The organism is Mesorhizobium sp. M0227, assembly GCF_040321855.1.
GTDB lineage: Bacteria > Pseudomonadota > Alphaproteobacteria > Rhizobiales > Rhizobiaceae > Mesorhizobium.
Window position 1 is genome coordinate 26,674 of the sequence record NZ_JAMYSJ010000021.1, and the last position, 19,089, is coordinate 45,762.

Sequence of the window (19,089 nt, forward strand, 5' to 3'; positions counted from 1 at the left end):
GATCGTTCGTGAAAATCGATCATTATGACGAAAATAATTCGTTGGAAAGATTATTTGAGGAATGGCATTCCTCCGGCACACCCATCCGGAGCATTGCATTGTCTTCCGTTTCCCACTTCGCGAACGAAATTCCGAAAAGCGCTTTTCCTGCCGATCTGACACCAGGGCGGAAATCCCTCAACTGGAATGGCATCGTCCCCGGCGTCGTCCTTGTCACGATGATTACGGCTGTCGCCTTCTCGGCCCGTAATGTCTCCGGCTTCGCCTTGTTCAGCCCGATGATCCTGGCCGTCGTTGCCGGCATGATCTACTCCAACGTGCTGGGCACACCGGTGCACGCCAAAGCCGGTATCGCATTCTCGCAAAAGCGCCTGTTGCGCTTCGCCATCGTGCTGCTCGGCTTCCAGCTGACGCTCGGCCAAGTCGTCTCGATCGGCGCCGGCGGCGTCGGCATTGTCGCGGCCACGCTTGGTGCCACCTTCGTTTTCACCATCACGCTCGGTCGGCTGATCGGCGTCGACGCCAAGCTGGCGCAGCTGATCGCCGCCGGCACCTCGATCTGCGGCGCCTCGGCTATCGTCGCCACCAACATCGTCACCGATGCGCGCGACGAGGACGTCACCTACGCCGTCGCCTCGATCACCTTGTTCGGCACCGTCGCCATGCTCGGCTTCCCGCTCATGGCGCCCATGCTCGGCCTCGACCAGCACGCTTTCGGCCTGTGGGCCGGCGCCTCGATCCATGAAGTGGCGCAAGTCATCGGCGCCGGCTTCCAGAACGGCACCCAGTCCGGCGAGATCGCCACCGTCGCCAAGCTGACCCGCGTCGCCATGCTGGCGCCGATGGTCGTCGCGCTCGGCCTGATGGCGCGCCGCAGGAGCAGCAGTGAGGTGGCGGCGCGGCCGCCCATGCCGTGGTTCGTCGCCGCCTTCGTCGCCATCGTGGCGCTGAACAGCCTCGTCACCGTGCCGGCCGAGGTGAAATCGGCAATGGCGCTCGCCACCACCATCATGCTGACCATGGGGCTGGCCGCCATGGGCCTGCAGGCCGACATCTCGCAGTTGCGCTCACGCGGCCTGCGCCCCCTGGCGCTCGCCTTCTCGGCCTTCCTGTTCATCGGCTGCTTCAGCCTGCTGCTGGTGAAATTCGCCTAGTCTAAACCGGGCCTAGTCCTCGAACGAACTCGACGCGGCATAGATCGCCGCCAGCGTCTCGATGCCGGCCTGGTCGGCCTTGTCGAAGCGGCCGGGCAGCGGACTGTCGAGATCGAGCACGCCGAAGACGCCTTCATCGTCCTCGAGCAGCACCACCAGTTCCGAGCGCGAGTCGGCATCGCAGGCGATGTGGCCGGGAAAATCATGCACGTCCTTGATCAGCATCGAGGTGCCGAGTTCGACCGCCGTTCCGCACACGCCCTTGCCGACGGCGATGCGCACACAGGCCGGCTTGCCCTGGAACGGCCCGAGCACCATTTCCTCGTCCGACTGCAGGAAATAGAACCCGGCCCAGTTGAGGTCCGGCACCATCTGGAAGATGAGTGCTGCGGTGTTGGCGGCGTTGGCGATCGAATCGCGCTCGCCGTCGAGCAGCGCCTTAAGCTGAGTGGCGAGGTCGCGGTAGAACGCGGCCTTGTCTGAGGTGTCGATGGCCTTGGCCGCAAACATGAACGTGTCTCCGTATCGAGGATAGCTGTTCGTCCGATCGCTTGCCAAAGTCGGCGAGCTCCGCGACCAGACGGCCGCCCGCACAGTCTAGCGTGGATTGCGTCCCCTCCGAAAGCGGCAAGATCAGGGGTGCCTCCCGGCGCTGAGCCGGACGGCAAGGCAGCTATGCGTAAACTTTGCGATCATCTTGAGAATCATGACGGCCCCGATCGGGGCCGTCATTCACCTCTCAAACAGATCGGACAAGTCCCGGGTTTTAGTAGCCGCCCATACCGCCGCCGCCCGCCGGGGCAGCGTCTTTCGGCGGGATGTCGGTGATCATCGCTTCGGCGGTGATCAGAAGGGCTGCGATCGAACCGGCATCCTGCAGTGCGGTGCGCACCACTTTCGCCGGATCGACGATGCCTGCCTTGATCATGTCGACATAGACCTCGTTCTGGGCGTCAAAACCCTGATTGTGGTCCTTGCTGTCGGTGAGCTTGCCGACGACGATCGAGCCTTCAACGCCGGAATTCTCGGCGATCTGGCGGATCGGCGCTTCGAGCGCCCGCAGCACGATCGTGATGCCGGCCGTGACATCGGCATTCGCGCCGGTCAGGCCGCCAAGCACCGAGCGGGCACGCAGCAGAGCCACGCCGCCGCCGGGCACGATGCCTTCTTCAACCGCCGCGCGGGTGGCGTTCAGCGCATCGTCGATGCGGTCCTTCTTTTCCTTGACTTCCGACTCGGTGACGCCGCCGACGCGGATGACGGCAACGCCGCCGGCGAGCTTGGCCAGTCGCTCCTGCAGCTTCTCCTTGTCGTAGTCGGAGGTCGTCTCTTCGATCTGGCCCTTGATCTGGGCGACACGCGCCTGGATCGTCGCCTTGGTGCCGGCACCGTCGATGATCGTGGTGGTGTCTTTCTCGATCAGCACACGCTTGGCGCGGCCGAGCATCTCGATGGTGACGTTTTCAAGCTTGATGCCGAGGTCCTCGGAGATCATCTGGCCTGATGTCAGCACGGCGATGTCTTCCAGCATCGCCTTGCGGCGATCGCCGAAGCCCGGCGCCTTGACGGCCGCGACCTTGAGGCCGCCGCGCAGCTTGTTGACGACCAGCGTCGCCAGAGCCTCGCCCTCGACGTCCTCGGAGATGATCAGCAGCGGCCTGCCGCTCTGCACCACCGCTTCGAGGATCGGCAGCATCGCCTGCAGATTGCCGAGCTTCTTCTCGTGGATGAGGATGTAGGGCTCTTCCAGCTCGACGCGCATCTTGTCGGCATTGGTGACGAAATAGGGCGAGAGATAGCCGCGGTCGAACTGCATGCCTTCGACGACGTCGAGTTCGGTCTCTGCGGTCTTGGCTTCCTCGACTGTGATGACGCCGTCATTGCCGACCTTGTCCATCGCCTTGGCGATCATCTCGCCGACGCTGGCATCGCCATTGGCGGCGATGGTGCCGACCTGTGCGATCTCGGCCGACGACTTGACCTTCTTGGCGCGCGCCTGGATTTCCTTGACCACGGCGGAAACCGCCTGGTCGATGCCGCGCTTCAAATCCATGGGGTTCATGCCGGCGGCGACCAGCTTGGCGCCTTCGCGCAGGATCGAGGCGGCCAGCACCGTGGCGGTGGTGGTGCCGTCACCGGCGAGGTCGTTGGTCTTCGAGGCCACTTCGCGCACCATCTGGGCGCCCATGTTCTCGAACTTGTCGGCAAGCTCGATTTCCTTGGCGACGGTGACGCCGTCCTTGGTGATGCGCGGCGCGCCATAGGCCTTGTCGATGATGACGTTGCGGCCCTTGGGGCCGAGCGTGACCTTCACCGCATTGGTGAGGATCTCGACGCCGCGTAGCATGCGGTCGCGCGCATCGGTGGAGAATTTGATTTCCTTGGCAGACATGATTTTTATCCAGTTCGTTCGGAGAAAATGAGGTCAGGCAGCTTTCTTGGCGGCCACGGTCTTGTCGGTTGCAGCCGTCTCGCCCTTGTCGATGATCCCGGTCTCGCTCTTGTCGATGACGCCCATGATGTCGGCTTCCTTCATGATCAGAAGGTCCTCGCCGTCGATCTTGACCTCGGTGCCCGACCATTTGCCGAACAGGATGAAGTCGCCGGCTTTGACGTCGAGCGGAACAAGCGCGCCGTTTTCGTCGCGTGCGCCAGGCCCGACGGCGATGACTTCGCCCTCCTGCGGCTTTTCCTTGGCAGTGTCGGGGATGATGATCCCGCCCTTGGATTTGATATCGCCTTCGGCGCGACGAATGACGACGCGGTCGTGGAGTGGCCGAAATTTCATGGGAACTTTCTTTCTGGGGCCGGCACAGGCGGCCACGCCCCTCCTCTATAGACGCGTTGGCACTCGATAGATAGGAGTGCCAAAAATTATTCGCGGACCACATTAAATATTCAAAAGTATTATTTCGGCTGGCCGTTTCGTGATATCCGCAGAATGTCAAATAATTCAAAAGATTGAATTTTGCCGATCGAGTGCCTATTTATCGGACAAGTTCACTTTCACGATTTCAGGCACAAGGGAGATTTCTTCGATGGCCGAAGGCAATCAGACGATCATGGAAAAAGCTGAAGCCCGCTTTGTCGACAAGCAGAAGAAGACAGCGGAGAAAAACAAGGCGACCGCCGAATATATGTCCGAGGCAAGAGCCAGGGAAATCAAGACGGCAAGGCTGAGGGAGCTTCGGCTGGCCAAGGAAGAGGCCGATCGTGTCGCCGAGGCCCTCAATCCGACGCCGAAGAAGAAGCGGGTGACCAAGAAAGCCACGGAGGCCAAGACATGAGCCTCACCTTTCCCAACCGCAGCCGCAGCTATGACGAAGCGGGCCAGCGCATTCGTTTCGTTGGCCATGACGGCATGTTCCAGATCTCGTTTTCCGTCGCTGCCGACGCCATGGCCAAGATGCGGCCGGGCACAGCTGCCGACGAAGCCGGTTATCTCCAGACATTCGACACCGAGAGCAGCGCCATCCGCGAGGTGGCGTCGAAGGCCTATGACCGCACCCGCAAGAGCATGTATGTGCTGACGGCGGCCGATTTCGGCTGAAATGGCGGCGAGTTGGCGCTGACCGCGATCAGGTCTTGCGCTCGGCCCTTTCGCGGCGTCTGACGTCGCGGACATTCATCTGCACGACCATGTCCTCGGCCTCGCGCGGCCCCATCCCGACCATCACCTTTTGCCGGACAACCGCAGGCTGGCCGGTGAAGACATCGATGATGCTCCAGCTCTGGGGAAGCTCCATGCGCAGCGTGTAGCGGTTGGCCATGGCGGTCAGCCTTGCATCGTGAAAAACACGGCGCCCAGGATCAGCACCGTCCAGGCGACGACCGACAGTTTCAGCACCATGCCGCCATGCACGGCCAGAAGCTTCCGCAGGTGCGGCACACCTGCCGACGAGACCGGTGCCGCCGCCAAGGCGACAGGGGCCTTGAGGCCAAGTTTTCCAAAGACGGGCAGCAGCGACGGTTCACGCACGAAAGGCCTCGAATGTCAGGGAAAAGCGAAGCAACTACGCTCGCACCCCTTCCATAGCACTCTTTCGCGAGCGCCTGCATGCCAAATTCAAGACAGGACTGCTTTGACGGCCAGTCCGTACTGCCTTCGCAACACACAATCTATTCGTGGGAATTGACTGCGCCCGGGGCAGATTGGGACGCCAAATTTTGGAGGCCTCGCCTCGGGATCGAACCGAGGCTTCAGAGATTTGCCGTCTCCAGCGTAGCCGCTCCGCCACGAGGCCATGGCTGTGAAGTAGCGGCCAAATATTTACGGAAAGGTTAATCCCGAGGGATTGTTCAGAATTTTCGGGGTCGAGTTTCAGAGCGTTCGCCAGCCAACCTTGCCGGGTCTCGCTTCCGGCGCAGAGTTGAAATCCTTCACGCCCCAAGCGGCAGCCCGCCCCGTCTCGACCGAGGGCCTCCAGCACTGCGACTGACGTTCTTCCCCTGAGCTACGCGCTTCCGAGGCTGCTTTTACCCCGCGTTGCATTTCGGAGGAGAGGAGCGGAGGCCAACCAACTTTTCCCCTTGAACAGCGATTCGATCTGGCTTAGCTTCATCTGAGAAAAGGTTTTCTCAAACAATCGTCGTCGGGCTCGGCCACCTGCCGGGCCTTATCCGGCTCGGTAAGAGAAAACCTTTTCCCAACCAAGGATCTCGGCGCGATGCCATCGGACGATCTGCCTGTTCCGGTCTTTTCCAAGCCAGTCACCTTGCGTGACGTGGCCGCCCAGGCCGGAGTCAGCGTCGCCACCGCATCCAAGGCGCTCAACGGCCAGGGCCGGATGACAGCCGAGACGCGCGAACGCATTCGCGAGACCGCCCGGCGGCTTGGCTTCCGGCCCAACAGCCTGGCGCAAAGCCTGCTCCGGCGCCGTAGCTTCACCGTCGGCCTGCTCACCAACGATACCTATGGCCGCTTCTCGCTGCCGTTGATGTCGGGCATTTCGGACGCGCTGGTCGACAATGGCGTCTCGGTGTTCCTGTGCAATGTCGAGGAGGATCCGCGGCTGGGCCAGATGCATGTCGACGCCATGCTCGACAAGCGCGTGGACGGCATCATCGCCACCGGCAAGCGCATCGATCGCCATCTCCCCGTCGACCTCTCCAATCTGCGCGTCCCGGTGATCTATGCCTTCACGCAGCCAGATCCCGACGCCGTCGCTTTCGTCTCGGACGATGTTGGCGGCGCCCGGCTGGCCGTCGAGCATTTCTGCCGGCTGGGCCGCAAGCGCATCGCCCACGTCACCGGGCCGGCGAGCTTTGCCGTGGTGCACGCGCGCGTCCAGGCTTACCGCGACGTGCTCGTCGAAAACGGCCTGACGGTCAGCGAGCCGCTGCTCGGCTCCTGGTCGGAAGCCTGGGGTCACCAGGCGGTTGCGCAACTGTTCGACGGCAAAAGCGAAAGGCCGGACGCGGTCTTCTGCGGCAACGACCAGATCGCGCGCGGCGTCATTGATGCTCTGCGCGAACGCGGCCTCGACGTCCCCAGGGATGTCGGCGTCATCGGTTTCGACAATTGGGAGATCGTGGCCGAGGCGACGCGTCCGCCGCTGACCTCTGTCGACATGAACCTGGTCGCGCTCGGGCGCGAGGCCGGGTTGACCCTGCTTTCGCTGGTCGGCGGCAAGCCCGCCGCGCCAGGCATTCGAAAACTGCCGTGCCGGCTGGTGGTGCGGCAGTCATGCGGCCATCCGCCGGGTGGCTGAAAACGAAGCGCCGCGCAATCGGCGCCGAGCCGCGGACCGCGGCCAACCTTGGAGGAGGAGAACATGAGGAACCTGATTGCCAAACTGACTCTGGCCGCTGCCGTTTTGGGTGGCGGTCTCGGCACTGCCGCCGCCGAGACGGCCAACATTTGGGTGCGCGCCGACGGCTCGAATTTCATGCCGAGGATCGTCGATGCCTACAACAAGGCGCACACCAACCAGGTCAAGCTCGACATCATTCCCAATGCCGAGATCATCCCGAAATACGGTGCCGCGGCCGCCGGCGGCACGGCGCCCGACGCCCTGTCGCTCGACCTGATCTACACGCCGTCCTTCGCCGCAGCCGGCCAATTGGAGGACATCACCGACTGGGCAAAGTCCCTGCCCTATTTTGCCAGCCTGTCGCCGGCGCATGTGAAGACCGGCACCTACAAGGATCACATCTATGGCCTGCCCTTCTCCGCCGACGCCTCGGTGCTGATCTGGAACAAGAAGCTGTTCAAGCAGGCCGGCCTCGACCCCGAAAAAGGTCCGGCCAACTGGGCCGAGATCGCGGCCGATGCCGAGAAGGTCAATGCGCTCGGCGGCAACATCAAGGGCTTCTACTTCTCCGGCAATTGCGGCGGCTGCAACATCTTCACCTTCACACCGCTGATCTGGGCGTCTGGCGGCGACATCCTGAGCGAAGACGGCTCTAAAGCGACGCTGGACAGCCCGCAGCTGCGCGGCGCCATCGATCTCTACCGCTCGATGGTCAAGAAGGATCTGGTGCCGGCGGGCGCGCAGACCGATACCGGCGCCAACTTCTTTGCGGCATTTGCCGCCGGCAATATCGGCATCTCGCCGTCCGGCGCCTTCGCCATCGGCGCGCTCAACACCCAGTATCCCGATATCGACTACGGCGTCACCTTCCTGCCGGGCAAGGACAGCGGCTGGTCGTCCTTTGCCGGCGGCGACAATTTCGTCGTCACCAAGGGCACCACGAAACTGCCGGTGGTGAAGGAGTTCCTCGACTTCGCCTATTCGCTCGAGGGCCAGACCATCCTCGCCAAATACGGCAGCCTGCCGGTGCGCGGCGACATCGCCAAGGAGGCGCTGAAGGATCTCGATCCGCGCTACCAGATCGCCGCCGAGGCCATGGCCAAGGGCAAAACACCCTATTCGGTGGTGTTCAACGACCTGATCAACTCCGCCAACGGGCCGTGGACGCAGATGATCAACGAGGTCTTCTTCGGCGACGATGTCGATGGCGCCATAGCCAACGCACAAGAGACGATGCAGTCGATCATCGACCAGGCGCCGCAAAAATAGCGGACGCCTGCCGGCCGCCCGCCTGTCTCCCTGGGCGGGTGGCCGGCGCGTTCTTTACCCTCCCCTTGTGGGGAGGGTCGCTGCAAAGCAGCGGGGTGGGGGTCAGCGCCAGTACCCCCACCCGGACCTTCGGTCCGACCTCCCCACAAGGGGGAGGTGGGGCGGCCAACTGTATCCGACGGAAGAACAGGCACGGCATGAGCTCTATTACAACCGCAGCAACCCCTGCCCCGCCCCGCGCCCGCAGGGTCGCCAGCCGCCAACAATGGATCGGCCTGCTCTATGTCGCGCCGGCTGTCGCGCTGGTCGTCGTCTTTTTCCTGATCCCACTCGGCATGACCGCGTGGATGTCGCTGCACAACTGGCCGCTGATGGGCGAGCACAGCTTTATCGGCCTCGGCAATTACGTCGCAATCTTGCGCGACACCAGGTTCTGGAACGCGCTGCGCTTCACCGCCTTCTACACGGTGATCGTCACCATCGCGATCTTCGTGGTGGCCTTTCCGCTGGCGCTGTTCGTCGAACGGCCGCGGCCGCTGACCAATCTCTACCGCACCATGTTCTTCATGCCGGCGGTTGTCGGTTTCGCCTCGGCCAGCCTGCTCTGGTCGTGGTTGCTGAATGTCGATTCCGGCCTGTTCAGCCCGGCCGCTTACGACGTCGGACTGATCGACAGGAAGTTCAACCTTCTGGCCACCTTCCAGCCGGCCTTCTGGTCGATCATCGCCATGGTCGTCTGGAAGGTCGCCGGCTTCACCATGATCATCCTGATGGCCGGCCTTCAATCGATCCCGCAGGACCTGCAGGAGGCGGCCGTCATCGACGGTGCCGGGCCGTTCGCCCGGTTCAGGGCGATCACCCTGCCGCTGATGCGCCGCACGCTGGCACTGGCGCTGATCCTGTCGGTCGCCGGCTCGATCCTCGCCTTCGACCAGTTCTACATCATCCTGCGCGGCGGCCCGCGCAACCAGACGCTGACGGCGGTCTACTGGATCTTCAACCAGTCCTTCGTGTCGTTCAAGCTCGGCTATGGCGCGGCCCTGTCGATGGTGCTGCTCGTCGTCCTGGTGGCGCTCAGCCTCGTCCAGCTGTGGCTGCTGCGCAAACCCGAGGGGCTCGACTGATGGCGCAGGCCGCCTCCCGCAACCGCCGGCTCCTGACCCGCATCGGCGAGCATTCGACAGGCATCATCGCCTCGGTGTTGTTTGCGGCGCCGATCGTCTGGGCGGTGCTGTCGGCGTTCAAGCCGGCGGCCGAAGCACGCCTGCCGCCGCTGCCGCCCTGGCCGACGTCGGGGTTCTCGCTGGAGAACTATGCCACGCTCAACAGCTTCGGCGACGGGCTGTGGGCCTCTGCGCAAAACAGCATCTATGTCTCGGTGATGACGGTCGTGCTGTCGGTCACCGTCAGCGTGCTGGCCGGCTACGGTTTTTCGCGCTTCCGGTTTCCGTTCAAGAACCTGTTCTTCATCCTCATCCTGTCGACGATCATGATCCCGTTCCAGTCGATCCTGACGCCGATCTTCCTGGTGCTGACCAAGCTTGGCCTGCACAACACCCTGACCGGCCTGGTCGGCGTCTATGTGACGCTGCAACTGCCGTTCTCGATCTTCATGATGCGCAACGCCTTCGACGCCGTGCCGCGCGAAATCGAGGAGGCCGCCCGCATGGACGGTGCCAGCAATCTCACAATGCTTTTGAAGGTGATGCTGCCGCTGGTCTGGCCGGGCGTCGTCACCATCGCCCTGTTTGCCTTCCTCGGCGCCTGGAACGAATTCCTCGCCGCCCTCGTGCTGATGACCGACCAATCCAAGTTCACGCTGCCGGTGATGATGACCGCACTGCAGTCGGGCCGCTTCGGCGCCATCGACTGGGGCGCGGTGCAGGCTGGCGTCACCGTGATGATGGTGCCGTGCCTGATCCTGTTCCTGGCGCTGCAGCGCTTCTACATCCGCGGCCTGATGGCCGGGGCCGTCAAATAGACAGACCGAATGGAGTAAGTTTCATGACCGCATCGCCATCCGCAAAAACCGGAAAACCGAAGCTCGCCTTCCGCCCGCTGCCGGTGCCGCAGGTCGACGTGCACGGCTTCTGGGGCGACCGCGCCGACGCTGTCGCCACACGCACCGCCGACATCCTCTACGAGCGCTGCGTCGAGGCCCGCATGCTGGAGCAGATCGATCCGGGCCGCCCCTCGCCCGGCATAATCATCCCCTTTCACTCGCCCTCTCCCGACGAAGCCGATCGCCAGGGCGCAGAATTCACCGGATCGACGGTGACCACGCAGATGTTCTGGGATTCCGATCTCGGCAAGACGATCGAGACCGCGGCCTATTCGCTTTACCGGCGCAAAAACCCCGAACTGGAGAAGAAGATCGATGCCGTCATCGACATGTATGGCAAGCTGCAGCAGGAGGACGGCTATCTCTCGAGCTGGTATCAGCGCATCCAGCCCGGCAAGCGCTGGACCAATCTGCGCGACTGCCACGAACTCTATTGCGCCGGCCACCTGATCGAGGGCGCGGTCGCCTACTACCAGGCGACGGGAAAACGCAAGCTGCTCGATATCATGTGCCGCTATGCCGACCATATCGCGTCGGTGCTCGGCCCCGAGCCCGGCAAGAAGAAGGGCTATTGCGGTCATGAGGAGATCGAGCTGGCACTGGTCAAGCTGGCGCGGGTGACCGGCGAGCGGAAATACATGGAGCTGGCCAAATACTTCATCGACCAGCGCGGGCAGCAGCCACATTATTTCGACGAGGAGGCCCGCGCCCGCGGCGCCGACCCGAAGGCCTATCATTTCAAGACCTATGAATACAGCCAGTCGCACATCCCGGTGCGCGAACAGCACAAGGTCGTCGGCCATGCGGTCAGAGCGATGTACCTCTATTCGGGCATGGCCGACATCGCCACTGAATATGGCGACGACACGCTGCGGTCGGCACTCGACCTTCTGTGGGACGATCTCACCACCAAGAGCCTCTATATCACCGGCGGACTGGGACCATCGGCGCACAATGAGGGGTTCACCAGCGACTACGACCTGCCCAACGAGAGCGCCTATGCCGAGACCTGTGCAGCGGTGGGCCTGGTGTTCTGGGCCAGCCGCATGCTCGGCATGGGGCCGAACGCGCGCTACGCCGACATGATGGAACGCGCCCTCTACAACGGTTCGATCTCGGGCCTGTCGCTCGACGGCTCGCTGTTTTTCTACGAGAATCCATTGGAAAGCCGGGGCAAGCACAACAGGTGGAAATGGCACCGCTGCCCGTGCTGCCCACCCAATATCGGGCGCATGGTCGCCTCGATCGGCAGCTATTTCTACAGCCTGGCCGACGATGCGTTGGCCATCCACCTCTATGGCGACTCGACAGCTCGCTTCGACATATCAGGCACACCGGTGAGCTTGACGCAGGCAAGCCGCTATCCCTGGGACGGCGCCGTCGAGATCACGCTCGAGCCGCAGGCGCCGGTCGAATTTACCTTGCACCTGCGCATTCCCGCCTGGAGCGCCAGTGCCCAGTTGAAGGTGAACGGCGAGGCCATCAAGCCGGCTGAGATCACCAGCGACGGCTACGCCGCGATCAAGCGAACATGGACGAAGGGCGATGATGTCCGGCTCGATCTCGAAATGCCGATCGAGCGGCTCTATGCCAACCCGCAGGTGCGCCAGGATGCCGGCCGCGTCGCGCTGTCACGCGGCCCGCTGATCTATTGCGTCGAGGCATCAGACAATGACAGCCAGCCGCATCGCCTGACGCTGCCGCGGACGGCCACCATCGAAGCGCAGCAGCGGCCGGAACTTCTCGGCGGCGTGGTGACGCTGTCGACCGCGGCACTTGCCGATGTCCCCGACGGCTGGCAGGACGGGCTCTACAGGCCCGAGCCGCCGACCACCGCCGAGACGCGCCTGACCGCCATTCCCTATTTCGCCTGGGACAACCGCGAGCCCGGCGAAATGCTGGTGTGGCTCAGGGACGGCTGAACGAGGTCGGTCTATGGGCGATGACCGATCCAAGCTCAGCCGCGGTCGATGCCGCAGTTTCGGGCTTTCGGTCCATATAGCGCAGACGCAGGCGCAGGAATGGCGCCTCGACGCAGGTGTAGCTGAGATAGCCGATCGGGATCGTCGCCACGAAGCACAATGCGGACCAGAGGCATGCGACGTAGAAATTGCTGATGCTCATGACATTCGTGTCTATGAACGCCGCCAATTGCATGACGAAGAACAGGTGCAGAAGATAGATCGAATAGCTGTAGGCCCCCGCCTTCTCCAGTATCCTGAACGGCGGGCTTGTTCGCTTTTTCGAAAAGCTCGTGTCGTAGTAGGCGATGCCGAATGAATAGGCTGCCGCCTCCAGGGTCGGCAGGATGATCCATATCCAATGAGGCGACGGATAGCGGCCCAGTTGGTAAAATCCGCCGGCTGCATCGAACCACCAGAAGAACCCCGAAAAAGCCATGAGAACGGCCAGCGCCAGCCAGTGTTGGTTCTTCGCGTGGGCACGCAGGTGGAAGGCAAGAATGCCGGCCAGGAACTGATCCGCATGGCCTATGATGGTTACGGACGCCGCCGACTGCACTTCGCCGATCTGCACATACAGGACGGACCTCAGCACAATGGCTGCCGCGATGAATAGCAAGGGCGCGAACACAAACCGCCTGGATGCCATCAGCAAGAACGGCAGCAACAGGTAGAAGTGCGCTTCGATCGTTACCGACCAGCCGCCATTCGGGAGGGTGGGAAAAAGAAACCCCAATCCGACGCCCGTGAAATACCCGTCGAGGGACTGTCCGGCCAGGTACCTGCGGCAAGCCTCGATACATATCACGACCAGCAGAAGCGGAAGCAGCCTGAGGGCCCTGTTGGCAAAGAAGGGCAGATAGTTGATCTGCTTTCCATCGAGCAGCTTGGCGAACAGGTACCCGGAAAGCGCCATGAACAGGGAAACGCCAGTATGCCCTTCATCCAGAACGCTGAAGAGGGGAAGAGCCGGCACGAAGTCATAAGGCACCGGGCCTTCAGGAGACGCATGAAGGAAATGCCAGGAAAAGACAAGAAAGGCCGCCAGGCCACGAACATGATCCAGCGCTGGGTAATGCTCTCCGGTCGAGGATTTCATGATTTGCCCACGCGCACCGTGTCCTGCGCCGGTGTTCAGGTCATCGTTGGGCCAGAACTGTTTTCAATTCATTAAACCCTCACTGCGGAGACTTTCGAAATCAGAGATTTGCTTCAAAAAGTGCTGTGGCCTGCAAACATCCGGGGCCAAACACGACTGAAGCGTGCCGCGTCTGAGCGGATCACTTCTGGGCGGATCACTTCTGGGCGATGGTCAGCCCGATCTCCACGGCCACCAATTCCTGCAACCGCCACAGATTGCGGTCGCGGATGCCGCAGGCTTCGAGGTGGCGGATCGTCTCGAAAAGATATTGCGCGCCCGAGCCCCAATGACCGGCGGCTGTCACCAGCGTCGCCGCGATCGCCTGCTTGTCGAGCTTGCCGGCATAACGCGGATTGGCGGGATCGACGACGAAGCCAAGCGCGCGACATGGGCCGCCTTCGGTCCTGACCTGCAGCCAGCGCGGCACGTTGACGGCGGGCAGGATGGTCATTTCGCGGCGCAGCAGCGCTTCGAGGTTAGCCGCCAGCGGCTCCGCGATCTCGAACACCATGCCCTGGCACTGGCCGCCGCGATCGAGCGCCATCATCAGGCCGGGCTGCTCGACCGTGCCGCGAAAACGCTGCACCGTGAAGCAGAACGAACGATGCCAGCCGCTGGCCACCGCGCGTTCTCCGCCCCTCACCTCGCCGGCGGGCTTCCACAACAGCGAGCCATAGGCAAATAGTTTCAGCGGCCCGGCCGGAGCGCCGGCCAGCACCTCGTCGCGGATGCGCGCATAGTCGGCATCGGTCATGTGAACCATGCCCGGCGTCGGCCCGGCATCCTCGACAGCACGCATGGTGCGCGCGATGAGATCCTCGGTCAGAGCCATCGGCGCCTTGCGCGGGACCCTCGATGATGCGGTGGAAATAGCCTTGCTCATCTTCGCGCTCCCAGCCCTACCGCCATGTTGCCGAAGGCTGAAGGATTCTCAAGGGCCGTGCAGCCGAGATAGATCACGAGTGGCCGATGCCGCTCTTGCGTGACGCGTCTTGGAACGATGTTGCCGGCAAACTGTTCTGTTCCTTGCCGGAGGATGCCATGAACGACGCGTCGGCAAAGCCCGCTGGCCCCGTCCTTTCATCGGCGGAGCGCGTCAACACGCTGTCCCATTTCCACCGCGCCGAGATCGCTCGCATGGCAGGATGGCGCGACCGGCTGGACAGGACAACCAACTGGGCAATCACGGTGGTGGCGGCGCTGCTTTCGGTATCGCTGTCGACGGCCAGTGCGCATCACGGCGTGCTGCTGTTCGCCATGCTGCTGATCCTGCTGCTGCTGTGGATCGAGGCGCGCCGCTATCGGTTCTTCGATTTCTATCGGGCGCGCGTACGCCAGTTCGAACGCCACTATTTCGCCCAGATCTTTTCCCCACAGCCCGACTTCGCCTCGGACTGGGTGCTCATCGTCGGCGAAGGCCTGCGCGCGCCGAAATTCCTGCTGTCGCAGCGCGTCGCGCTAGCCCGTCGGCTGCGGCGAAATTACATCTATCTGTTTCTGATCCTGTTGCTGGCCTGGGTGCTCAAGATATCCACACCCAGCCTTCAAACCGTGGGTGTCAGGGCCGGCTTTGCCGGCTCGCTTCGCGAGGCCCTAGACAGCGCCGCCCTTGGCCCCGTTCCCGGTGTGGCGATCGTGGTTGTTGTGGCCGCATTCTATGTCGGGTTGCTTGCCATCGTCTTTTTCACGGCCGATGACGACGGCGAACTGTCCTTTGGCGACGTCCATGTTTGACGTTGATGTCCGGCGACACGCCGCTGCAATGTCAACGGCGCCCCGCGGCGTTGACATCCGCCGGGACGTTTGGGGAACGGAAGACCCTGTCTTCGCGGCTAGATGCCGAAGAACTGCTTGCCAATCATGTAGCCCAGTGCCGCCACGACCAGCGGAAAAAGTGCCGGCGCGGCTTTGCCAAGAAGGGAGACCTGCTGGTCCTTCGCTGGCGTATGACGTGCATTGCCGAGATTCTTGGTCATTGCTTGCCTCAGGTTCGGAGGATTTATTAGCAAATGCTTATTAAAAGCATGGCCGCATTAACGGCCTGATAGGAAATCAACTCTGATCAGAGGCAAATTCTAATGATCGGCACTTGGACGGCAAAGACGCGCTGCCCTATTTAGCCCGTTCGAAGCATTGGCCGCGACGCGCGGCCGTTCGCGTCAATCGGTAAAACCGCGCCTGAACAACAAGATGGCTCAGGAACCCGATTTAGCAGGTGAACGCCAGCTCCAGAGCCGGTGCAGTTCGTCCGCCGCCTCGCCCGACAGGCGCGGGGTCGAACGGCATGCCTGTGGGTGACGCAGGCCGTGCGCCCTCAAAAAATTCGCAAACCCAAAAAATTCGCAAACCAATGTCGGACTGGCTAGCCTTCGTCCGTCCTTGGGGTATCGAACAGGCATTCATGAAAGGATCCAGCAATGCCCGGCACCGTACGTTTGCACCGCGTTCTGACGACCAGCCCGGAAAAGGTCTATCGCGCCTTCGTTGAAGCGGACGCGCTGGCCAAGTGGCTTCCGCCAAACGGCTTCACCTGCACGGTCCATAATTTCGAGGCAAAGGTCGGAGGCACGTTCAAGATGTCGTTCCGCAATTTCACCACCGGCGACAGCCACTCCTTCGGCGGCGAGTATCTCGAACTCGTTCCGGGCGAGCGCCTGCTTTACACCGACAGGTTCGACGATCCCAACCTGCCCGGCGAGATACGAGTGACCGTGGTCTTGAAAAAAGTGTCGGTCGGCACTGAAATCGACATCACCCAGGCGGGCATTCCGGACGTCATTCCGGTCGAGGCCTGCTATCTCGGCTGGCAGGAGTCGCTCAGAAATCTGGCAAAGCTCGTCGAGCCCGAGATCAATCAATAGGCTGAGAGTGGCTGGGAGAACGGTCGTTTCTGGCCTGCCGAAGCCCGAAACTTGGACTGTGGCGGGAACTGCCCTTTATCGCTAGCAATTCATCATTGCGTTTGACACCCCCTGTGACTGGACGTGTCAACGAAATGAAGAGTGCAGCGGAGGCTGAAAAAGCATGACTTTGACCAATCGAGACATTGTCCATCTAACCGAATGGCGGCGCAAGCTGCATCAGCAACCGGAAATCTCGAATGAAGAGGAGAAGACCGCAAAAGAGGTCGTCGCCTTCCTCGCCGATACGGGGCCGGACAAGGTGCTGACACAGCTCGGCGGGCACGGCGTCGCGGCCATATATGACAGCGGCAAAGCGGGGCCGACGGTGCTGTTCCGTTCGGAACTCGATGCCTTGCCTATCGAAGAACTTTCAGGCGTGCCGCATTCGTCGCGCGTACCGGGCAAGTCGCATATGTGCGGCCATGACGGACACACCGCGATCCTGGCATCCCTTGGCCGTCAGTTGGGGCGCGAGAGGCCTGCAAGCGGCCGCGTCGTGCTGATGTTCCAGCCGGCGGAGGAAACCGGCAATGGCGCGGCCGGCGTCGTCGCCGATCCGCGCTTCGGCGAGATCGTGCCGGATTTCGCTTTCTCATTGCACAACCTGCCCGGCGTGCCGTTCGGCGAGGTGCGGCTCAAAGCCGGCGTGGTCAACTGTGCATCACGCGGCATGCGCATCGTGCTGGAAGGCAAGACCGCCCATTCGTCCATGCCGGAGACCGGCATCTCGCCGATGCTGGCGATCAGTGAGCTGATGCCGGCGCTGCCGGCGCTCGGGCGCGGGACCTTCGCCGATAACGACTTCTCCATGCTGACGGTCACCCATGCCGCGATGGGCGAAGCCGTGTTCGGCATCGCGCCGGCTCACGCCGAGGTGTGGGCAACGCTGCGCACCCGGCGTGACGAGCGCATGGCAAACCTGTGCGCTGCTGCCGAAGCACTGGTCGCCAGGATCGCGGGCGAGCATCGCCTTTCCGTCCGCTGGGACTATCACGAGATCTTCGTCGCCAGCGTCAACGCGCCGGACGCGGTGGAGCATCTGCGGCGCGCGCTCGATGAAGAGGGCGTCGCGCACGGCGAAGAAGCCCTGCCGATGCGCGCCTCTGAAGATTTCGGCCTGTTCGGCCATAGTGCCAAGTCGGCGATGTTCTTCCTCGGTGCAGGCGAGCGGCACCCTGCCTTGCACAATCCCGACTATGACTTTCCCGACGACCTGATCCCGATCGGGTCAAGGATCTTCATGCGCACGGCACGTAATTTGCTGGGCTGACCTCCGCCAACTCTAACACCGAAAGGAACACGCAATGCCAACGATGCCAAAGAACACGATTTGCCTCTGGTTCGACAAGGACGCCGAGGCTGCGGCTCGCTTCTACGCGGAGACCTTTCCCGACACCAGGGTGGGCGCCGTTCACCGTGCGCCGAGCGACTTTCCGTCCGGCAAGAAAGGCGACGTGTTGACGGTCGAATTTACCGTTGCCGGCATTCCCTGCATCGGATTGAACGGCGGCTCCACATTCAAGCAGAGCGAGGCCTTCTCGTTCCAGATCGCCACCGACGATCAGCAGGAAACCGACCGCTACTGGAATGCCATCGTCGGCAATGGCGGCCAGGAGAGCGCGTGCGGCTGGTGCAAGGACAAATGGGGCGTGTCCTGGCAAATCACGCCGCGCACGTTGACCGAGGCCATGGCGGCCGGCGGCGAGGAAGCCAAACGCGCCTTTGATGCGATGATGGAGATGACGAAGATCGACGTCGCGGCGATCGATGCAGCCCGGCGCGGCTGACCTCGATCGCAGCTGAGTTGCTATCTGACCTTGATGACGACCTTGCCCTTGGCGCGTCCTGTTTCGACATAGGCCAGCGCCTCGTTGGCGGCTTCGAAGGGAAAGACCCGGTCGACAACCGGGCGGATCGCACCAGCTTCGATGAGCGATGCGATCTTGCTCAATTGCTCGCCCTGCGCCCACATGAAGAGAAACGAGAACGTCACGCCACGGCGCTTGGCTCTCGCTCGAATACCGCGGCTCAGCAGGCGAAGCACCAGCTTCAGCACCATGTTCAGTCCCTTTTCCCTGGCGAAGTCGGGATCCGGTGGGCCGGAGATGGAGATGAGCTTGCCTCCCGGTTTCAGCACATTCAGTGACTTTTCAAGTGTCTTTGTGTCCTGGCTGTTCAAGACGACGTCGTAGCCCGACAGCACTTTTTCGAAATCGTCTTTCTTGTAGTCGACGACGACATCGGCGCCGAGCCCCTTGACCAGACCGGCACTCGCCGCGCTGGCGGTGGTCGCAACGGTCGCGCCGAGATGCTTTGCCAGTTGGATGGCGAATGTCCCCACGCCGCCGGATCCGGCTTGAATGAAGACCTTCTGTCCCCTCTTCAGGTTGGCCCTTTCGATGAGCGCCTGCCAGGCGGTCAGGCCGACCAGCGGGATCGAGGCCGCCTCTTCCATGCTGAGGTTCCCGGGCTTCAGGGCTACATCGGCCTCATCCATGGCTATGAACTCGGCGAATGTCCCGATCCGGCCATCGCGCGGCCTCGCATAGACGTCGTCGCCGAGTTTGAACTTGCGGACTGTCGATCCCACGCGGACAACCCTCCCGGCCACGTCGTGACCCAGGATGAACGGCCGGCGATAGGGTAGGATCAGCTTGAACTCTCCGGTTTTGACCTTGGAATCGAGCAGGTTCACCGCCGCGGCGTGGACCTCGACCAGGACATCGCTGTCCCCGAGTTTCGGCTCCGGCATTTCGGCCAGCCGCAGCGTGCCTTTCTTGCTATACTTGTCGACGACGAATGCCTTCATGGCAGTGACTTTCTGAGAGTATTTTTGGCTAGCCGCA

General features: G+C 62.4%; 21 protein-coding genes and 1 tRNA gene. 12 read left to right on the forward strand and 10 right to left on the reverse strand.

Annotation, left to right across the window (positions count from 1 at the left end; all coding sequences use genetic code 11):
- Positions 1 to 98 precede the first annotated feature (98 nt).
- Positions 99 to 1,154, forward strand: a complete 1,056-nt coding sequence (locus tag NKJ00_RS23775) for a YeiH family protein (protein WP_352631504.1) — start codon at positions 99 to 101, stop codon at positions 1,152 to 1,154.
- Positions 1,155 to 1,166: 12 nt separating this feature from the next.
- Here NKJ00_RS23775 and msrC read toward each other — a convergent pair whose 3' ends face one another.
- From msrC to NKJ00_RS23790, 3 genes are all read right to left on the reverse strand, one after another.
- Entirely contained in the window at positions 1,167 to 1,664 is a 498-nt protein-coding gene (gene msrC / locus NKJ00_RS23780) for a free L-methionine (R)-S-oxide reductase MsrC (protein ID WP_127271638.1), read from the reverse strand.
- A 256-nt stretch (positions 1,665 to 1,920) separates the two neighbouring features.
- Positions 1,921 to 3,546: a chaperonin GroEL gene (gene groL, locus NKJ00_RS23785; RefSeq protein ID WP_023809339.1), complete on the reverse strand. Its 1,626-nt coding sequence runs from the start codon at positions 3,544 to 3,546 to the stop codon at positions 1,921 to 1,923.
- Between the two features lie 33 nt (positions 3,547 to 3,579).
- Positions 3,580 to 3,942 carry a co-chaperone GroES gene (locus tag NKJ00_RS23790; protein ID WP_023809340.1) on the reverse strand — a complete coding sequence of 121 codons (363 nt, stop codon included), beginning with the start codon at positions 3,940 to 3,942 and terminating at the stop codon, positions 3,580 to 3,582.
- Between the two features lie 250 nt (positions 3,943 to 4,192).
- On the opposite strand from NKJ00_RS23790, the gene NKJ00_RS23795 reads away from it, so the two are divergent.
- Positions 4,193 to 4,441, forward strand: a complete 249-nt coding sequence (locus NKJ00_RS23795; RefSeq protein WP_023760015.1) for a hypothetical protein — start codon at positions 4,193 to 4,195, stop codon at positions 4,439 to 4,441.
- Positions 4,438 to 4,704, forward strand: coding sequence for a DUF1488 family protein (locus tag NKJ00_RS23800; protein ID WP_023809341.1), 267 nt, complete (start codon positions 4,438 to 4,440; stop codon positions 4,702 to 4,704). The genes NKJ00_RS23795 and NKJ00_RS23800 overlap by 4 nt, the downstream gene beginning before the upstream one ends.
- Before the next feature lie 28 nt (positions 4,705 to 4,732).
- Here the strand turns inward: NKJ00_RS23800 and NKJ00_RS23805 are convergent, their stop codons facing one another.
- The 3 genes from NKJ00_RS23805 to NKJ00_RS23815 form a co-directional block, all read right to left on the reverse strand.
- Complete coding sequence (locus NKJ00_RS23805) at positions 4,733 to 4,924, reverse strand: hypothetical protein (protein WP_023809342.1); 192 nt, start codon at positions 4,922 to 4,924, stop codon at positions 4,733 to 4,735.
- Between the two features lie 5 nt (positions 4,925 to 4,929).
- Positions 4,930 to 5,133, reverse strand: coding sequence for a hypothetical protein (locus NKJ00_RS23810; protein WP_023809343.1), 204 nt, complete (start codon positions 5,131 to 5,133; stop codon positions 4,930 to 4,932).
- A 189-nt stretch (positions 5,134 to 5,322) separates the two neighbouring features.
- Positions 5,323 to 5,398: transfer RNA gene (locus NKJ00_RS23815), tRNA-Cys, on the reverse strand.
- Positions 5,399 to 5,821: 423 nt separating this feature from the next.
- Here NKJ00_RS23815 and NKJ00_RS23820 point away from each other — a divergent pair.
- The 5 genes from NKJ00_RS23820 to NKJ00_RS23840 all read left to right on the forward strand — a co-directional run bounded on the left by NKJ00_RS23820 (position 5,822) and on the right by NKJ00_RS23840 (position 12,160).
- Positions 5,822 to 6,865: a LacI family DNA-binding transcriptional regulator gene (locus tag NKJ00_RS23820; protein ID WP_352610837.1), complete on the forward strand. Its 1,044-nt coding sequence runs from the start codon at positions 5,822 to 5,824 to the stop codon at positions 6,863 to 6,865.
- 63 nt (positions 6,866 to 6,928) lie between these two features.
- Positions 6,929 to 8,176: an ABC transporter substrate-binding protein gene (locus tag NKJ00_RS23825; RefSeq protein ID WP_128305584.1), complete on the forward strand. Its 1,248-nt coding sequence runs from the start codon at positions 6,929 to 6,931 to the stop codon at positions 8,174 to 8,176.
- Between the two features lie 197 nt (positions 8,177 to 8,373).
- Complete coding sequence (locus NKJ00_RS23830) at positions 8,374 to 9,300, forward strand: carbohydrate ABC transporter permease (protein WP_352631506.1); 927 nt, start codon at positions 8,374 to 8,376, stop codon at positions 9,298 to 9,300.
- Positions 9,300 to 10,157 (forward strand): carbohydrate ABC transporter permease, encoded by an 858-nt coding sequence (locus tag NKJ00_RS23835; RefSeq protein ID WP_128305582.1) that lies wholly within the window; start codon positions 9,300 to 9,302, stop codon positions 10,155 to 10,157. Before NKJ00_RS23830 ends, NKJ00_RS23835 begins: the two co-directional genes overlap by 1 nt.
- 23 nt (positions 10,158 to 10,180) lie before the next feature.
- A complete protein-coding gene (locus NKJ00_RS23840; RefSeq protein WP_352610839.1) occupies positions 10,181 to 12,160 on the forward strand; it encodes a glycoside hydrolase family 127 protein in 1,980 nt (659 codons plus the stop codon).
- Here NKJ00_RS23840 and NKJ00_RS23845 read toward each other — a convergent pair.
- On the reverse strand, positions 12,147 to 13,298 hold the full coding sequence (locus NKJ00_RS23845; protein WP_023809349.1) for an acyltransferase family protein: 1,152 nt from the start codon (positions 13,296 to 13,298) through the stop codon (positions 12,147 to 12,149). The genes NKJ00_RS23840 and NKJ00_RS23845 overlap by 14 nt on opposite strands.
- Before the next feature lie 196 nt (positions 13,299 to 13,494).
- Positions 13,495 to 14,223 (reverse strand): gamma-glutamylcyclotransferase, encoded by a 729-nt coding sequence (locus NKJ00_RS23850; RefSeq protein ID WP_352610840.1) that lies wholly within the window; start codon positions 14,221 to 14,223, stop codon positions 13,495 to 13,497.
- 158 nt (positions 14,224 to 14,381) lie between these two features.
- Between NKJ00_RS23850 and NKJ00_RS23855 the strand changes: the two genes are divergently transcribed.
- Positions 14,382 to 15,074 (forward strand): DUF2270 domain-containing protein, encoded by a 693-nt coding sequence (locus NKJ00_RS23855; protein ID WP_352581201.1) that lies wholly within the window; start codon positions 14,382 to 14,384, stop codon positions 15,072 to 15,074.
- Positions 15,075 to 15,172: 98 nt separating this feature from the next.
- Here NKJ00_RS23855 and NKJ00_RS23860 read toward each other — a convergent pair whose 3' ends face one another.
- Positions 15,173 to 15,316, reverse strand: a complete 144-nt coding sequence (locus NKJ00_RS23860) for a hypothetical protein (RefSeq protein WP_023809352.1) — start codon at positions 15,314 to 15,316, stop codon at positions 15,173 to 15,175.
- 441 nt (positions 15,317 to 15,757) lie between these two features.
- Between NKJ00_RS23860 and NKJ00_RS23865 the strand changes: the two genes are divergently transcribed.
- From NKJ00_RS23865 to NKJ00_RS23875, 3 genes are all read left to right on the forward strand, one after another.
- Positions 15,758 to 16,201, forward strand: coding sequence for an SRPBCC family protein (locus tag NKJ00_RS23865; protein ID WP_023809353.1), 444 nt, complete (start codon positions 15,758 to 15,760; stop codon positions 16,199 to 16,201).
- Positions 16,202 to 16,364: 163 nt separating this feature from the next.
- On the forward strand, positions 16,365 to 17,513 hold the full coding sequence (locus tag NKJ00_RS23870) for an amidohydrolase (RefSeq protein ID WP_352631509.1): 1,149 nt from the start codon (positions 16,365 to 16,367) through the stop codon (positions 17,511 to 17,513).
- Positions 17,514 to 17,556: 43 nt separating this feature from the next.
- Complete coding sequence (locus NKJ00_RS23875; RefSeq protein ID WP_174800353.1) at positions 17,557 to 18,030, forward strand: VOC family protein; 474 nt, start codon at positions 17,557 to 17,559, stop codon at positions 18,028 to 18,030.
- A gap of 20 nt (positions 18,031 to 18,050) precedes the next feature.
- Here NKJ00_RS23875 and NKJ00_RS23880 read toward each other — a convergent pair whose 3' ends face one another.
- Positions 18,051 to 19,052: an NADP-dependent oxidoreductase gene (locus tag NKJ00_RS23880; RefSeq protein WP_352610842.1), complete on the reverse strand. Its 1,002-nt coding sequence runs from the start codon at positions 19,050 to 19,052 to the stop codon at positions 18,051 to 18,053.
- Positions 19,053 to 19,089: the final 37 nt, after the last annotated feature.

Excerpts from the sequence above, each read along its gene's own strand:
- msrC (WP_127271638.1), bottom strand. The coding sequence starts at position 1,664 with ATGTTTGCGGCCAAGGCCATCGACACCTCAGACAAGGCCGCGTTCTAC.
- groL (WP_023809339.1), bottom strand. The coding sequence starts at position 3,546 with ATGTCTGCCAAGGAAATCAAATTCTCCACCGATGCGCGCGACCGCATG.
- NKJ00_RS23790 (WP_023809340.1), bottom strand. The coding sequence starts at position 3,942 with ATGAAATTTCGGCCACTCCACGACCGCGTCGTCATTCGTCGCGCCGAA.
- NKJ00_RS23795 (WP_023760015.1), top strand. The coding sequence starts at position 4,193 with ATGGCCGAAGGCAATCAGACGATCATGGAAAAAGCTGAAGCCCGCTTT.
- NKJ00_RS23800 (WP_023809341.1), top strand. The coding sequence starts at position 4,438 with ATGAGCCTCACCTTTCCCAACCGCAGCCGCAGCTATGACGAAGCGGGC.
- NKJ00_RS23805 (WP_023809342.1), bottom strand. The coding sequence starts at position 4,924 with ATGGCCAACCGCTACACGCTGCGCATGGAGCTTCCCCAGAGCTGGAGC.
- NKJ00_RS23820 (WP_352610837.1), top strand. The coding sequence starts at position 5,822 with ATGCCATCGGACGATCTGCCTGTTCCGGTCTTTTCCAAGCCAGTCACC.
- NKJ00_RS23825 (WP_128305584.1), top strand. The coding sequence starts at position 6,929 with ATGAGGAACCTGATTGCCAAACTGACTCTGGCCGCTGCCGTTTTGGGT.
- NKJ00_RS23830 (WP_352631506.1), top strand. The coding sequence starts at position 8,374 with ATGAGCTCTATTACAACCGCAGCAACCCCTGCCCCGCCCCGCGCCCGC.
- NKJ00_RS23835 (WP_128305582.1), top strand. The coding sequence starts at position 9,300 with ATGGCGCAGGCCGCCTCCCGCAACCGCCGGCTCCTGACCCGCATCGGC.
- NKJ00_RS23840 (WP_352610839.1), top strand. The coding sequence starts at position 10,181 with ATGACCGCATCGCCATCCGCAAAAACCGGAAAACCGAAGCTCGCCTTC.
- NKJ00_RS23845 (WP_023809349.1), bottom strand. The coding sequence starts at position 13,298 with ATGAAATCCTCGACCGGAGAGCATTACCCAGCGCTGGATCATGTTCGT.
- NKJ00_RS23850 (WP_352610840.1), bottom strand. The coding sequence starts at position 14,223 with ATGAGCAAGGCTATTTCCACCGCATCATCGAGGGTCCCGCGCAAGGCG.
- NKJ00_RS23855 (WP_352581201.1), top strand. The coding sequence starts at position 14,382 with ATGAACGACGCGTCGGCAAAGCCCGCTGGCCCCGTCCTTTCATCGGCG.
- NKJ00_RS23860 (WP_023809352.1), bottom strand. The coding sequence starts at position 15,316 with ATGACCAAGAATCTCGGCAATGCACGTCATACGCCAGCGAAGGACCAG.
- NKJ00_RS23865 (WP_023809353.1), top strand. The coding sequence starts at position 15,758 with ATGCCCGGCACCGTACGTTTGCACCGCGTTCTGACGACCAGCCCGGAA.
- NKJ00_RS23870 (WP_352631509.1), top strand. The coding sequence starts at position 16,365 with ATGACTTTGACCAATCGAGACATTGTCCATCTAACCGAATGGCGGCGC.
- NKJ00_RS23875 (WP_174800353.1), top strand. The coding sequence starts at position 17,557 with ATGCCAAAGAACACGATTTGCCTCTGGTTCGACAAGGACGCCGAGGCT.
- NKJ00_RS23880 (WP_352610842.1), bottom strand. The coding sequence starts at position 19,052 with ATGAAGGCATTCGTCGTCGACAAGTATAGCAAGAAAGGCACGCTGCGG.